This window comes from Paenibacillus sacheonensis (assembly GCF_009909195.1).
GTDB classification, from domain to species: Bacteria; Bacillota; Bacilli; order Paenibacillales; family Paenibacillaceae; genus Paenibacillus_Z; species Paenibacillus_Z sacheonensis.
In genome coordinates this window covers 241,153-254,760 of record NZ_JAAAMU010000003.1, presented here as the reverse complement: position 1 = coordinate 254,760, position 13,608 = coordinate 241,153, and the positions used below count along the sequence as shown (strand labels likewise).

At 61.8% G+C, this 13,608-nt stretch carries 12 protein-coding genes; all 12 read right to left on the bottom strand.

Annotated elements, in window-relative coordinates; all coding sequences use genetic code 11:
- Positions 1-43 precede the first annotated feature (43 nt).
- Positions 44-865, bottom strand: a complete 822-nt coding sequence (locus GT003_RS06715) for a creatininase family protein (protein WP_161695734.1) — start codon at positions 863-865, stop codon at positions 44-46.
- A gap of 19 nt (positions 866-884) precedes the next feature.
- Positions 885-2,249 carry an amidase gene (locus tag GT003_RS06710; protein WP_161695732.1) on the bottom strand — a complete coding sequence of 455 codons (1,365 nt, stop codon included), beginning with the start codon at positions 2,247-2,249 and terminating at the stop codon, positions 885-887.
- A 32-nt stretch (positions 2,250-2,281) separates the two neighbouring features.
- Positions 2,282-2,716 carry a cupin domain-containing protein gene (locus tag GT003_RS06705; RefSeq protein ID WP_161695730.1) on the bottom strand — a complete coding sequence of 145 codons (435 nt, stop codon included), beginning with the start codon at positions 2,714-2,716 and terminating at the stop codon, positions 2,282-2,284.
- A complete protein-coding gene (locus GT003_RS06700) occupies positions 2,713-3,549 on the bottom strand; it encodes a cysteine hydrolase family protein (protein ID WP_161695728.1) in 837 nt (278 codons plus the stop codon). The genes GT003_RS06705 and GT003_RS06700 overlap by 4 nt, the downstream gene beginning before the upstream one ends.
- A 235-nt stretch (positions 3,550-3,784) precedes the next feature.
- A complete protein-coding gene (locus tag GT003_RS06695; protein WP_161695726.1) occupies positions 3,785-4,603 on the bottom strand; it encodes an ABC transporter ATP-binding protein in 819 nt (272 codons plus the stop codon).
- Between the two features lie 21 nt (positions 4,604-4,624).
- The gene (wrbA, locus tag GT003_RS06690) at positions 4,625-5,329 is read right to left on the bottom strand and encodes an NAD(P)H:quinone oxidoreductase (protein WP_161695724.1); all 705 of its coding nucleotides are present in this window, start codon (positions 5,327-5,329) and stop codon (positions 4,625-4,627) included.
- Between the two features lie 21 nt (positions 5,330-5,350).
- On the bottom strand, positions 5,351-6,718 hold the full coding sequence (locus tag GT003_RS06685) for an amidohydrolase family protein (RefSeq protein ID WP_161695722.1): 1,368 nt from the start codon (positions 6,716-6,718) through the stop codon (positions 5,351-5,353).
- A gap of 61 nt (positions 6,719-6,779) precedes the next feature.
- Entirely contained in the window at positions 6,780-8,459 is a 1,680-nt protein-coding gene (locus tag GT003_RS06680) for a CocE/NonD family hydrolase (protein WP_161695720.1), read from the bottom strand.
- 41 nt (positions 8,460-8,500) lie between these two features.
- The gene (gene ggt / locus GT003_RS06675; protein WP_161695718.1) at positions 8,501-10,093 is read right to left on the bottom strand and encodes a gamma-glutamyltransferase; all 1,593 of its coding nucleotides are present in this window, start codon (positions 10,091-10,093) and stop codon (positions 8,501-8,503) included.
- Positions 10,094-10,119: 26 nt separating this feature from the next.
- A complete protein-coding gene (locus GT003_RS06670; protein WP_161695716.1) occupies positions 10,120-11,196 on the bottom strand; it encodes an aromatic ring-hydroxylating dioxygenase subunit alpha in 1,077 nt (358 codons plus the stop codon).
- An 81-nt stretch (positions 11,197-11,277) separates the two neighbouring features.
- Positions 11,278-12,180: an ABC transporter permease gene (locus GT003_RS06665; RefSeq protein ID WP_420831449.1), complete on the bottom strand. Its 903-nt coding sequence runs from the start codon at positions 12,178-12,180 to the stop codon at positions 11,278-11,280.
- A 129-nt stretch (positions 12,181-12,309) separates the two neighbouring features.
- Positions 12,310-13,440, bottom strand: a complete 1,131-nt coding sequence (locus GT003_RS06660; RefSeq protein ID WP_249043561.1) for an ABC transporter substrate-binding protein — start codon at positions 13,438-13,440, stop codon at positions 12,310-12,312.
- Positions 13,441-13,608 lie beyond the last annotated feature (168 nt).

Genomic DNA, 13,608 nt, shown 5'->3' with positions numbered 1-13,608 from the left:
GCCCCTCGCTGCCTGCGGCTCGCTGCGCCAGCGCCTCCGCGTCTCATGCTTCGACCTGTTTCCGATCCAAATCCGAAAGCTTGAACGTGCACAGCTCCTGCAGCGCCTTGGCGAGAATGCCGGCTACCCGCTCCATGATGATGATCCCTTTCTCCGCGGTCGCGATCGTCGCGTCTCCGGCGACGCCGCTGGCCGAGATATCCGCCATCCGCCAAGCAAAGCGGATCTTGCCTTCCAACGTCAGAAACTCGTAGCCGGTCATTGCCGGTATTTCCTTGACCGCGAATTGATCCTGCACCCAGCCAGGCTTGATCGCTTTCACGATCGAGGTCTCGTAGTCGCCGCCGTGAATCCCGTATTCCAGCTCCTCCGGCGCGATTACATCCTCGGCGCCGCCAAGGCTGCTCGGACTGAGATAGAATACCGTCATGCCGCTGCGGATCCGAATCTCCCGAGCGACCATGTTCAATAAATCCGTATTGCCGCCGTGCGTATTGAACAGCAGCAGCCGGTCGAAGCCGCTCAGCTTGAGGCTCTCGGCAATGTCGAGAATCACGCCTTGCAGCGTCGCGGCCGACAGCGAGATCGTGCCGGGCAGGCCCAGATGCTCGTTGCTCTTGCCGTACGGCACCGGCGGCAGCAGCCATACCTGCGCTTCCGCGTTAAGCTTCTCCAGCGCGGCGGTCAGCGTCGCTTCGCCGATCAGCGTATCGGTCAGCACGGGCAGATGCGAGCCGTGCTGCTCGACCGCGCCGATCGGCAGGATGACGAGCGCGTCTTCCTTCGGCAGTTCCTTCACTTGCTTGCTGGTCAGCCGCGGCAAGAAACGCGTCTCCCAAGCGGTTCCTTCGTATCGTAAGAACATCGTCCTCATCCTTATCCGTTTAGTTGTGTATGCGGGCATCGCCTGTCGCGCCCGCGGAACTGGCCGCAGGGGCCGCGCTTGCCGCGCGCCCTGTTCGCGCCGCATCCGGAATGCCCGCCTCCAGCGGTAAACCGCGCACCGATGGCGCCTGCCCGGCCGCTTGGCCGACCGGCCCGGCCGCGGCCGAGACCACTCGGTCGACCCACCGCAGAAGGGGAACATCCATGCCGGCACCGGCGATAAAAGAAACCGCGACCGGCGCGCCGTCCACGGTACCGGCCGGCACCGTAACCTGCGGGAACCCGCCTAGGCCCGCGATGCACGACAGCTGCATCGTCCGCTTCCGCAGCTGCTCCAGCGCCTCGCCGGTCGTGCCGATCTTCGGCGCGATGCCCGGCATCGTCGGGACGACCAGCAGCCGGTCGCGTCCGAGCAGACGCCGCAGCTCGGCGCGGATACGCTGCCGGTTATGCTGCGCGCGTTCGAAGCCGCCCCGTTCCAGCGTCGACGACCAGGCGAAGCGCTCCGCGATGCCGGGTCCGAACCGCGGCTGCTCCCGCTCGATCCAATCCCCATGCTCCTGCCAGATCTCGTACCCTTGAATCGTACGGAACGTCTCGAACCAAGCATCCAGTCCATCCGGCGCAACGGCGATCCAATCGCCGTTTTCCTTCTCGGCGAGTCCCGCGCGGGACAGCCAAGCCATGACCGTCTTCCTGCACCTATCGTCGGTCATGCTCCAGGCGTCTTCCGCGAACAGCAGGCGATCGAACGCGCCATAAGTGCCCGGCCGTCCTTCCTCGCCGTCTCTGCCCGCCTCGTCCTGCCCAAGCAATGCGACGCCGACGTCGAGCAGGGTCCGGGCGTCGGCGGACATCCATCCTACCGTATCGAAGCTCGCGGAGAGCGGGATGACGCCGTCAAGGGGAACGGCGCCGTGCGTCGTCCGGATGCCGTATAATCCGCAGTAAGCGGACGGGATCCGAACCGAACCGCCGGTATCGGTGCCCAGCCCGAAATCCACTGCGCCCGAAGCCGCGGCGACGGCCGATCCGCTGGATGAACCGCCCGGAATGCGATCCTTCGCGCGCGGGTTGACCGGCGTTCCGAAGTGATGGTTCTCGCCGTTCAAGCTGAACATCAGCTCGTCGGTGTGCGCAATGCCCTGCAGCCTGGCGCCTTGGCCCAGCAGCAGATCGACGGCGGGAGCGTTGGCGGCGGAAGGACCGTGCGTGCGCTGCCAATCGGGATTGCCGGCCGTATTCGTCCAGCCCGCGAGACCGAACACGTCCTTGACCGCGAACAAGCGCCCATGCAGCAAGCCCGTACCGGCCGGTTCGATCGTAAAATCCTCTTTCACGTAAGCGCGCCAATGATCGGCCATGTCCGTTTCCTCCATCCGTCCGTTGCCGTAGACTAGCGCGGCTGCAATATCCCGTTCAACACGGCCAGGTCCGCTTCGTCCAGCGACGCCTCGGGACCGGCTTTGATAAGATCGGAGAACGCCTCGTCCGGCACCATCGTCGTCAACACGTACAGACGTCCCCGTCCCGTATTGCGCACCTCATGGTTATTGCCGGGAGGCACGATGAAGAACGATCCCTGGCGGATCGGCAGCTCTTCATCGCCGACCACGGCCGAGCCTTCGCCCGCCAAAACGTAGAAATATTCCACGGCTGCCGAATGCTCGTTCGGCGGCGTCTTGCCGCCCTCGTCGAAGATCTCCACGACCGAGACGAACGGCGCCTGCGTACCGTCGCACAGCAGCACGAATTTATTGGAGTCGCGCGGCGATATTTTCCGAACCGGACAATCCGTGTAGTGGCTTGCAATCAATCCTGGTATGCTCATCGTAGCTCCACCTTCCCGTAATTGGCTGCCAATGCCCCAAGCACATCGGCCGACTCCGCAACGAAGCCGTAGCATTGCTTAATATTGTAAATCGCGCCCTCGGCGCAATAATCCGGCGAGCTGGTCGCGCAGCAGTCCGCCAGCAAAACGACGTCGTAGCCGAGACAGCCCGCGTCCTGCAGCGTATGCATGACGCATTGATCCAGATTGACCCCCGCGAAGAGCAGCGTCGTAATATCCATGTTCCGTAAAATGCTGTCGAGCGGCGTATCCCAAAAACCGCTCATCCGATATTTGTCCACGCGAACGTCCTCTTGCTCCGGCACGAGCCCGTCTATCAGCGCCGCGCCCCAGCTGCCCTTCTCGAGCACAAGCGAGCCGTTACCCGGCAGCGGGTCTCCGATGCCGACGCCCGCGCCGTCCGGATTATACACGTGCAGCACCGAAGGACTGAGATTAAGCCGGTCCGGCCGGTTGCCCCAATTGAGCCAAACGACCGGAACGTCGGCTGCGCGAAGCGCCGGCAGCAGGCGGTTAAGCGGATCGACCGGCGACAGCAGCGGAGCCGTATCGACGCCGATGGAATCCAGCCAGCCGCCGGGGCTGCAGAAGTCGTTCTGCATATCGACGACGATGATCGCCGTCCGTTCAAGATCAAGCGTCAAACGCTGCGGCTGCGCCTCGAACGAGATGACGGAAGAGGCATCTGCCTCTTCCTCCGCCGAGGAGGCGCCTGCACTTGCATTCGCATCGCGCGTCCCTGCGCTCCCGCTTAAGTCGACATGCTCCCGGGACACGCGCCATGCCCGTTTGCGATTGCCTAGACGATGCATCGGCATCCCTCTTTTCTTAATAAGTTCGTGAAGCTCGAGTTTTTGGCAGGAGTGACCGGAAGTCGGTGTATGCACCATGTCTTAGCAGGAGTGACCGGAGGTCGGCAGGAGTCGGAAAAGCGCCAGCGTTCGCCTTTGTAGTCTGATTTCTACCTATACTCACTTACATAATCAAAGAAATCAGGAACTACAACAGCGATTGGAGACCCTGCCGACCGCAGGTCACGCTCTTCAACTAATGCTTCAATTGATGCGACACATGCCTTACGTACTCCCCGAATTCCGGCGACGAACGGAAATCATGATCGCGCGGGTAAGGTGCCGGGATGTCGATCACGTCCGAGATTTTGCCCGGCCGCGGCGTCATGACGACGACCCGCGTCGAGAGGAAGACGGCCTCGAATACGTTGTGCGTGATGAACAGCACCGACATTTTCTTGTCCTGCCGCCAGATTTTCAGCAGCTCGTCTTGCAGCGCTTGGCGGGTGATCTCGTCGAGCGCGCCGAACGGTTCGTCCATGAGCAGCAGCTTCGGCCGGGAGATGAGCGCCCGCGCGATCGAGACGCGCATCTTCATTCCGCCGGACAGCTCGCGCGGCAGCACCTTCAAATAATCCTTCAAGCCGACCAGCTCCAGCACGCGCTCGCCTTCCGCAAGACGCTCCTTCTTGGGCACGCCCCGCAGCTTGAGCGGCAGCGTCACGTTGTCGATCAGCTTCGACCAAGGGAGCAGCGTATGCTCCTGGAACACGAACGCGATCTCGCTCTGCCTGCGCGCCTCCTTCGGCGTCGTGCCGAGCACGTCGAGCTGGCCGCTCGTTTGGCCGGTTAGGCCGGCGATCATATTGAAGATCGTCGATTTCCCGCAGCCGGACGGGCCGACGAAGCAGAGAAACTCGCCTTCGCCCGCCGTCAGATTCGCATGCTGCACGGCGACCGTGCCGTTCGGATACGTCTTGCCGACATCCTGCAGGCGGATCAGCGAGTCCGTCGTGCGGTGCACGGCAGGGGCTGCCGATCCGGCGGAAGTCAGAATCGTGGATAGGAAACTCATGTCGGTTGTCCCCTTTACGCGTTATTGGCCTGACTGAAATTCGCACTTCTTCAATGCCGCAGCCACTTTGGCCACTCGCAAGCCCAATCTGCCCGCCATGACCAGCTCGCGCTCGTCCGGCGTCTTCCCGCTGTCGGGGCCGGCCACCGTCGACGCGCCGTACGGCGAGCAGCCGATCGCGTCGGCCGTCAGATACTCCGGGTTCTCCGAGTAAGGAAGCCCGACCATGATCATGCCGAAATGGAACAGGGGCACCATGGAGGTCAACAGGTTCGCTTCATGACCGGTATGGATCGAGCCGGCGCTCGTGATCAGTCCCGCCGGCTTGCCTTCGAGACCGCCGTCCGCGCACAGCTCGCTCGCGAATTCGAGAAACAGCTTCACCTGCGCCGGCATGGAGCCGAAGTACGTCGGGAAGCCCCAGACGATGCCGTCCGCCCAGCGAAGATCGTCGTTCGTCGCGAACGGAATCGGCGCTTGAAGCAGCTTGGAGCCTTCGTACTTGGCGAAGCGGCCCACGGTTCGGAATTTGCCGGACAAGGCGCTTTCTTCTTGTTTCTTCCTTCTATCGAGATAAGGCGTCCGATTGTTCTCCGATTCCATCTCGGGAATCTTGACGACGCGCACCTCGCAGTCCGCCAAGTTCGCGGCGCCCTGCGCGGCGGCCAGCGCCATCTCGTGCACGTGGCCGTAAGCGCTGTAATAAACGACGAGCAGGTTGGTCATCACCGCAGCTCCCTTCTTTGGTTATGCCCGGGAGGCGGCCGCCGGCGTGCCGAAAGCCAGCTTCTCCGCCGCGCCCTTCAGCTTGCGATCCAGCTCGGGCAGCTGGAAGCCCCTCCGCCCGGCCGCCAGCTTCAGCCAGCCGCCGCCGCGGAATACCCAGCGCCGTTCCGGCACCATCGTGAACAGCTCTTCGGGGGTCGAACCGTCGAAGACGACGAAATCGGCGTCGTTGCCGACCTCCACGCCGTAGCCCTCGAGGCGCAGGATCGCGGCCGGAATTTCGGTCATCATCCGCAGAATCGTCCGCAAATCGGCCGGCCTGCCCATATGAGCGGCATAAGCCGTAATCAAGCCGATTTGCAGCAGGTCGCCCCGTCCGAACGGATGGAACGGATCATGAATGTTGTCCGATGCCGTCGCCAGCGTAATGCCTGCCGCAAGCAGCTCCTTCACCCGCGTGACGCCGCGCCGGACCGGGAAGCTGTCGCGGCGTCCCTGCAGGTACAGGTTCGCGCCCGGCAGCGTGACCGCGTGCAGCTTGGCGGCCGCCATTTGCTCGATCAGCATGCCGGCGTCCATGTCGTTCATCGCGGCGAGCGAGCATAGATGGTCGACCGTCACCCGGCCGGACCATTCGTAATCGATTGTCCGACGGGCAATATGGCTGACCGTCCGCATGTTCGGATCGTCGCTCTCGTCGGTATGGAAATCCAGCGGCATATCGAACTTCGCCGCGAATTCGAACAGTTTGTCGATATCGGCTTCCGCCGTCTGCGACATATGGGCCGCGGTGCCGACGCCGGTTACGCCCATGCGCAGCGTCTCCTCGAGTATGTTGAGATCGCCTGGCGCGAAACGGAACATCGGCGCAAGCGGGAACAGCTCCAGCTTCACGTAAGGCGCAAGCTCCGCCTGTGCCTCGAGCGCCGCCTCGATCGTCCGCAGCGCGACTTCCGCGCCCCACCGGACATGATAATCGAGATGCGTGCGAATCGCGGTCGTGCCGTACGATACCGCCTGCAGGGCGGAGCGGATAATCCGCGCCTTGATCTCTTCTTTGGAGAAGGCGTGAACCGCGTTGGCGTAGTTGTTCACCGCTTCGTCCAGCGTCCCCGACACGTTGCCGACCTGCGGAAGCGAGAACGCTTTGTCGAGATGCATGTGGGCGTCGACAAGACCCGGCAGCAGCACGTTGCCGCCTAGATCGATAACCGTTCCGCCGGCCGCATTCCCCGTCGCTTCGTCGATCGGCACGGCTCCCGGCAGATCCGCCGCCGCCGGCTGCGCCGTTATCTCCGTCCAGATGCCGTCCCGGATCGTAAGCGCATAGAGATGAGATTCGTCCCGAAGCGGTAAACTTACGTTAATCAGCTTCCATTCGTTCGTCATTCGCCCGCAGCCCCTTTCGAAAATTTTGCTGAAACCCGGCCCTCCAGCAACTTGACCTTTACTACGCTTCTCCTTCCACGACCGGAAGCTCGATCCAGGATTCCATGCCCGGCCTGCTCTTCACCGCCACGACGGCGATCGTCAAGTCGCATTCCCCTGCCCCGTGGGCGCTGTTCATCGGAATGCCGTTCGGATGGCGGATTAGCGTCGGGAACGCGCTCCCCGTCAGCTCCAGGCGGATCGCCGAGCCGGGCGGGAAGGTCGCCGCGAGCGGCCGCATCACGATCCGCGCCGGACGCCAGCAGCCGCCGTCGCCGCTCTGACCGATTTCGGTCCGGCCGACGGACAGGAATTTCGCGCTGCCGTCCGGCAGGAGCATCGTCAGAATGGCGACCAGGTCCGTCGGACCTTCCATCGACTGCGCGTGCACGTTGACGACCGGCGCGCCCAGCACGCTGAATGCCTTATCGGCCGGACTTCCGGTATAGACAAGAATTTCCGTGCGATCCTGCTGCGCGCTTCGGTCCGTCGGCGCATAACCCGCGAGCGCCATCGGGAGCCGCGCGTCGTAGACGAATACGTCCGCTGCCGCTTCGGCATCCGGCTCCGCTGCCACATTCAGGATGCGGCCGCCGCCGAGCGCCCCGTTCGCGGGCTTGCCCGAGCCGCCCAGCAGCCACTTGCGGCCGCCGGCATGCGCCGGATATCTATCGGACGTCTTCCACTGCTTCTCCTCGCGGTCGAAGTATCGAACAGCGGGTTCCTCGTACAACCCGTTATCCCGCTTGCCCTTCAGCCAATAGTCGAACCACTGCGCCTGCTTCCGGTGCATGTCGCCGTCCGCATCCGGGCCATGGTCGACGCCGCCGGCCTTCCGGCCCCACGGAATATGGATCCAAGGTCCGATCTCCAGCCGGTGGAACAGGTCCGGCGACCGTTCCGGCAGCGTTTCCTGGAGCGCCAGATACGACTGGACCGTTCCATCGAGCAGAAAATCGTACCAGCCGCCGATATGGAACGCCGGAATCGGATTGTCGATGAACGCCGGCAGCCAATTGAGCGACAGCCAGTAGCTGTCGTACTCGGTATGATCGACCCAGTCGAAGTACGCCGGACAATACTGCGCCAGGATCGGATGGCGCTCGTTCAAAGGCAGACGGCGCAGCACCGCCTCGGGGCTGTTCATGATGCGCGTGCATGCCTGCTCCGCTTCCGTGTCGCCGGCCCGCCGCGCGGAATCCCGCGCCAGCTGGAACGCCCAGATCAGCATGCCGCTGGAGAAGCTGCCCTGCGGATAGGCCCACCGGTGAATGTCCGCGGCCGTCATGCTCGGAATGATCGTCGCCAGGGACGGCGGATGGAGCGATGCGGCCGCCCATTGCGCGATGCCTTGGTACGAGAAGCCGTACATGCCGACCTTGCCGCTGGAATACGGAAGCTTCGCCGCCCATTCCACCGTGTCGTAGCCGTCCTCGGCTTCGTGGACGAAAGGGACGAACTCCCCTTCGGAATCGCCTCTGCCGCGAACGTCCTGCACGATCACCATATACCCCCGCGAAGCGTACCAGACCGGGTGCGCGTGGCTGACCGTCGAAGCGATTTTGCGGCCGTATGGCTGCCGCATGAGGAGGACCGGGTATTCCCCGGATTCCTCCGGCAAATAAATATCCGCATATAAATTCACGCCGTCCCGCATCGTGCAGGGAACGTTTCGTTTCACGATTACGTCACCGAATCGCATGGGCTCTCCTCCTCTGTCGTGATTCGGCATTCCGGACCGGCTTACCAGCCGATCGCTTGACCGTCGCTCCGCGGATCCGTGCCGCCGAGGCGGAAGCCGTGGCCGTCGATCAGAATCGCATGCGCATGGCCGACGACGCCGTCGAAGGCGTCTACCGTCCGAACGAGGTGACCCGCCCGGGCTAGCTCGGCGCGCACGTCTTCCGGCACGCGGCTCTCTATCCGCAGCTCCTGCGTCGATTCTCCCCACGTCCGGCCCCATACCCATCTCGGCGCGTCGACGGCGGCCTGCGGATCCATGCCGTAATCGGCGATCCGGGTGAGCAGCGCGCACTGCGTCTGCGGCTGGCCTTCGCCGCCCTGCGTCCCGTAGAGCAGATGCGGCGCCCCGTCCCTGCAGGCCATGGCGGGCATCAGCGTATGGAACGTCCGCTTGCGCGGCTCCAGCGCATTGACGTGCTTCGGATCGAGCGAGAAAAACGAGCCGCGGTTTTGCAGCAGAATACCGGTATCGCCAGCCGTGACCGCCGAGCCGAATTCGAAATACAGGCTTTGGATAAACGATACCGCGTTGCCGTCTCCGTCCACGACGGCCGCGTAGGCCGTATCGCTTCCGACGGGCTCCGACAATACCGGAAGCGCCTTGTTCGGATCGATCCGATCCGCCAGCGCCCGGCAGTACGCCTTATCGATGAGCCGCTCCACCGGAATCGCGGAGAAGTCCGGATCGGTCAGCACCGCGTTCCGGTCTTGAAAAGCCAGCTTCAACGCTTCGATCTGCAAATGATAATAAGCGAAGGACCCATGCTCGACGGCGCCCGGCGCCGTTCCGAAGCCGAAGCCTTCGATGATCTGCGGGGCCATAATGCCCGTGAATCCTTGCGAGTTCGGCGGGACCTGGTAGAGCGTCAGCCCTTTGTACGAACCGCTGAGCGGCGTCTCCCAACTGCCCTCGTGATCCGCGAAATCGTCCTCGTTCAGCACGCCGCCGCGGTTCGCCAAGTAAGAGGCGATGCGCCTTCCCAAATCTCCTTTATAAAATCCGTCTCTCCCGGTCATCGCCAGCCGCCGCAGACTCTGCGCCAACTGACGCTGGACGAACCGCGAGCCCGCCCGGGGAACGCAGCCGCCAGGCGTATAAACAGCCGAGGTTTCCGGCATGGCATTCAATAGCAAATGCCGCTGCAGCGTGTTCGCGTATTGATCCCGCGATAGCGGAAAGCCGTGCTCGGCATAACCGATTGCCGGCTCCAGCACGTCCGCCAGCGTCATCGTTCCATATTCCCGAAGGACGGCGTCCCAGCCGTCGACCATGCCGGGCACGGTAACGACGCTTCGAATGCCCCGCTGCGGGATGGCATCCAGGCCCGCGTACAAAGCTCGGCTCGCCCGGTAACCGGATCTGCCGCTGGCATTGTAAGCGCGAACGGCTCCGTCCGCTTTGCTGTGCAGGAGCCAGAACGAGTCGCCGCCAAGACCGGTCATATGGGGATAGACGACCGCAAGGCAGGCGCTGACCGCAACGGCGGCATCGAATGCGTTGCCGCCGCGCTGCAGGATGCGCGCCCCGGCGGACGAAGCCAGGTAGTGCGGGCTGACGACCATCGTTTTCGTTCCTATCATCGGCTGCCGCATCGCCCATGCACCTCCCGGATTCTCGGTCAATTTGGTTCGGCGGCGCGCTCCAGCACTTCCGTCTTGTACAGCTGCGGCGTCCGCAGCCGCGGCAGAACTTCCTTCTCCCCGTGCTCGTCGAACAGCTTCAGCAGCATCTCCCGCATGACGATGCCGGGTTTGTCGGCATGCATATGCGTCTCGAGGCGAAGCTTCAAATCGAGCGGAATGTTCGCCTCGGTCGATTCGAGGATGAGCATATCCTCGTCGACGACGGCCCGGTCGAACGCGATGATCGTCGCGGCCGGCACGTCCGCCTCCGTGTCGTTCCGGAAGACGAACTGAATGAGGATGCAGGATTCGTTATCGATCGGCGTCGCGCAGGTGACGATGGAATGCACCAGTCCCGTCGGATACGTCATGTCCAGCTGCCGCACGAACGGCATGAACCACGCCGCGCGGACGCTGCGCACCGTCTCGTCGGAATCGACGTTGATCGCCTTGACGTCCTTGTTCAGCTTGTTGGTGACGCGAACCTCGTAGAACATTTCGAAGCCAAGCTCATTCGGCACGATGCGGAATTCCGGCGGAACCGGGTCCTGATTGTTGCCGAACGTATTGTGATGCACGAACGCGATATGCGCCGTATCGAACGAGTTCTCCATGAGCCGGAGCGCCGAGCAGCGGATCGTCTCGTGAAACTGATGAATTTGCCGGATCTCCGGATCGCCGTAGCGGCTGAAATCGGGAATGCCTGCCAGCGGCTCGTCGAGCGCGATCCAGACGTACCCGTATTTCTCTTCACAGCGGTAGGCCTTGATCTTGTAAACCTTCGGCGGATCCTCCAGCTCCGACTGCGGGAAGAAGGTGCATTTGCCGTCGCGGTTGAACGTCCAGCCGTGATAGGGACAGACGATGCAGCCGTTCCGCGTTGCTCCGAGCGACAGCTTCGCCGTGCGGTGGCAGCAGCGATCGATGGCAGCCGCCGGCTTGCCCTGCTCATCCAGCCAGACGACGACCGGCTCCCCGAACATGGTGATCGGCTTCGGTCCTTCGTTCAGATCCGTGACCGGCATGACCGGATAATAGTACTTGCGCAGTACCGATTGTTCCGCTTGCAGCATACTGCGGCCTCCTCTCGATAGTAGGTGATCCGACCCTTCTCCTTCGGCTGTTCCGCGAGTCCGCGGCGTCCTCCGGGAGAATCAGCCTTCGCGTTTCATTTCGGATTCATGCCACGAGCTGAGCATCCATTTGGCCAGCCTGTTCACGAGCAGGAAGAATAGAATGCCGAGCAGCGACGCCGACAGGCCGCAGGCGAATAAATACGGGGTTTTGAGCCGGCCCGCCGCGTACGTGATCGCGTAACCGAGACCCCCGTTGCCGCCGCCGATGCCGGCGATGTACTCCCCGACGATCGCGCCGATGACGGACAGCGTACAGGAGATTTTGAGTCCCGCCACGATATACGGCAGCGCGGCCGGAATGCGCAGGCGCCACATCGTCTGCAGCGGCTTCGCGTTATATAAATAGAAGAGGTTTCGCAGGTTATGTTCCGTCGAATTGAGACCGATCAGCGTATTGGACAGCATCGGGAAGAACCCGATCAAGAAGGCGATAATCACGATGGCTTGAAAGCCGGCGTCGAACCAGATGACGATAAGCGGCGCTATGGCCACGATAGGTATGGTCTGCATGATAATGGCGTACGGATATACGCTTTCTTCGATGACCTTCGAACTGGCCATCAGAATCGCGAACGAGATGCCAAGCACGATGCTGAGCAGGAAGCCAAAGACGGATTCGAATGCCGTCGTCGACACCGCCGTCCAGAGCTCATGACGGTTGTCGATCGCCGCCTTGAAGATGTCCGAAGGCTTCGGCACGAGGTAAGTCGGCGAATCGAGCAAATGGCAGATCAGCTGCCAGCCTCCGATAAACACGATGAATGCCGCAAGAGGCGGCGTAAGCTTCTTGATGTAAGCCGCGAGCGGCTTGCTTCCCTTTCTCGAGCGGCCCTCCAGCCATCTGGACATCCGGCTCGACCGGTCGCGGGCAGGGTACATTTCGCTTTTCAGCATACTGTTGTTCGCTTCTTCCGCTGCCATAGCCATGCTCCTTTCGTTTTTTGCGTAGAATCATGACCTGCGGTCACTTATTCACCACACATTCAAACTCATACACATTTTGAGAGAAGAAGGGGCCGGAGCCCCACCGTCCCTTTCGTGCCTAGAAACTTATTTCTTAGGCAAGAACTCCGTCGTGAACGCTTTGCCGATATCTTCGTCCTTCGTCAGTACGCCGACATCCTTCAGCTGCTGTTGAACCTCCGTCCAACGCTCCGTCGTCATGACGCCGGTGCCCATGGTCGCCGCGTCGCCGCCGAAGGCGAAGTCCATTTCCTTCTCGGCGCTGAATTTCATCATGTCGAGCGTCATTTCGGGGTTCTTCTCCTGTATCGCAGGGTTGATCTCGTCGGAATTCGTCTTGTAGTAGTCCCAGCCCTTCACGGTCGCTTCCACGAACGCTTTGACTTGGTCCGGATGCTCCTTGATCATCTTCTCCGTCGTGAAATATACGCCCGCGTAGATGTTGTAGCCGGAATCCGCGTTCAGCAGGACGTCGAAGTCTATGCCTTCTTGCTGCAATGTATAGGTCTCGGATGTTACGTAGCCTTGGGTGACCGCGTTCTTGTCGTTGATGAAGTTGACGAGCTGTCCGGTATACTTCATTTCCTGCGCTTTATCCAGGCTGAATTTCTTCTTCATGTACTGCCAGAAGTTTGCGGTCGCGGCGACGTATACCTTATGGTCGTTGAGATCGCCGAAATCCGAGATGCCCGAATCTTTATGGTAGAACAACGCCTGAGGGCTTTTCTGGAACGCGGTCGCGATTGCCACCACCGGGATGCCTTCCTGACGGGCCACGAGAATATCGTCTCCGTTGGCCATGCCGAATTCGGCCTTGCCTGAAGCGACGAGCTGCGTGGCGGAGACGGAAGGTCCTCCAGGCATCAGCGTCATGTCGAATCCCGCATCCTTGTAGAAGCCTTTGGCCAGCGCCGCGAAGTTGCCGCCATGCTCCGGTTCGGCGAACCAGTTCAGGATGAGGGTCGCCTTCACCGGATCCTTGACCGCCGTATCCGTCCCGGCATTCGTCGTCGTGCCTTCCGTGCCGGTTCCCGCATTGGCAGCCGCATTGTTGCCGGCATCCGTGCCGGCATTGGCATTGCTGGCCGCCGCGTTATTGCCGTCGTTCGACGCTTCATTGCTGCCGCATGCGGACAAGGCCGCCATTGCGGTCACCAGACAAACCGCCATCGCCGCATTGCGTTTCGAGAAGTAAACCGTACCCTTGGCTGATTTCATCATCCTCGTCCCCCTCCAAAATTGCGATCATCGTGTAGCTCTTTCTACGCTTAGTTTATGATTTGAGTCATGTTTATGTCTACATACCTCACATATATTTGTGCGTCATGCCGAAATAGACGTACATTATTGGTGCGGATGACAATAAACATTCAGATTTAGCGCTTA

Bases quoted from the DNA above. Each gene is read 5' to 3' on its own strand.
- GT003_RS06660 (WP_249043561.1), bottom strand. From the start codon at position 13,440: ATGAAATCAGCCAAGGGTACGGTTTACTTCTCGAAACGCAATGCGGCG.
- GT003_RS06695 (WP_161695726.1), bottom strand. From the start codon at position 4,603: ATGAGTTTCCTATCCACGATTCTGACTTCCGCCGGATCGGCAGCCCCT.
- GT003_RS06705 (WP_161695730.1), bottom strand. From the start codon at position 2,716: ATGAGCATACCAGGATTGATTGCAAGCCACTACACGGATTGTCCGGTT.
- GT003_RS06680 (WP_161695720.1), bottom strand. From the start codon at position 8,459: ATGCGATTCGGTGACGTAATCGTGAAACGAAACGTTCCCTGCACGATG.
- ggt (WP_161695718.1), bottom strand. From the start codon at position 10,093: ATGCGGCAGCCGATGATAGGAACGAAAACGATGGTCGTCAGCCCGCAC.
- GT003_RS06670 (WP_161695716.1), bottom strand. From the start codon at position 11,196: ATGCTGCAAGCGGAACAATCGGTACTGCGCAAGTACTATTATCCGGTC.
- GT003_RS06685 (WP_161695722.1), bottom strand. From the start codon at position 6,718: ATGACGAACGAATGGAAGCTGATTAACGTAAGTTTACCGCTTCGGGAC.
- wrbA (WP_161695724.1), bottom strand. From the start codon at position 5,329: ATGACCAACCTGCTCGTCGTTTATTACAGCGCTTACGGCCACGTGCAC.
- GT003_RS06665 (WP_420831449.1), bottom strand. From the start codon at position 12,180: ATGGCAGCGGAAGAAGCGAACAACAGTATGCTGAAAAGCGAAATGTAC.
- GT003_RS06715 (WP_161695734.1), bottom strand. From the start codon at position 865: ATGTTCTTACGATACGAAGGAACCGCTTGGGAGACGCGTTTCTTGCCG.
- GT003_RS06710 (WP_161695732.1), bottom strand. From the start codon at position 2,249: ATGGCCGATCATTGGCGCGCTTACGTGAAAGAGGATTTTACGATCGAA.
- GT003_RS06700 (WP_161695728.1), bottom strand. From the start codon at position 3,549: ATGCATCGTCTAGGCAATCGCAAACGGGCATGGCGCGTGTCCCGGGAG.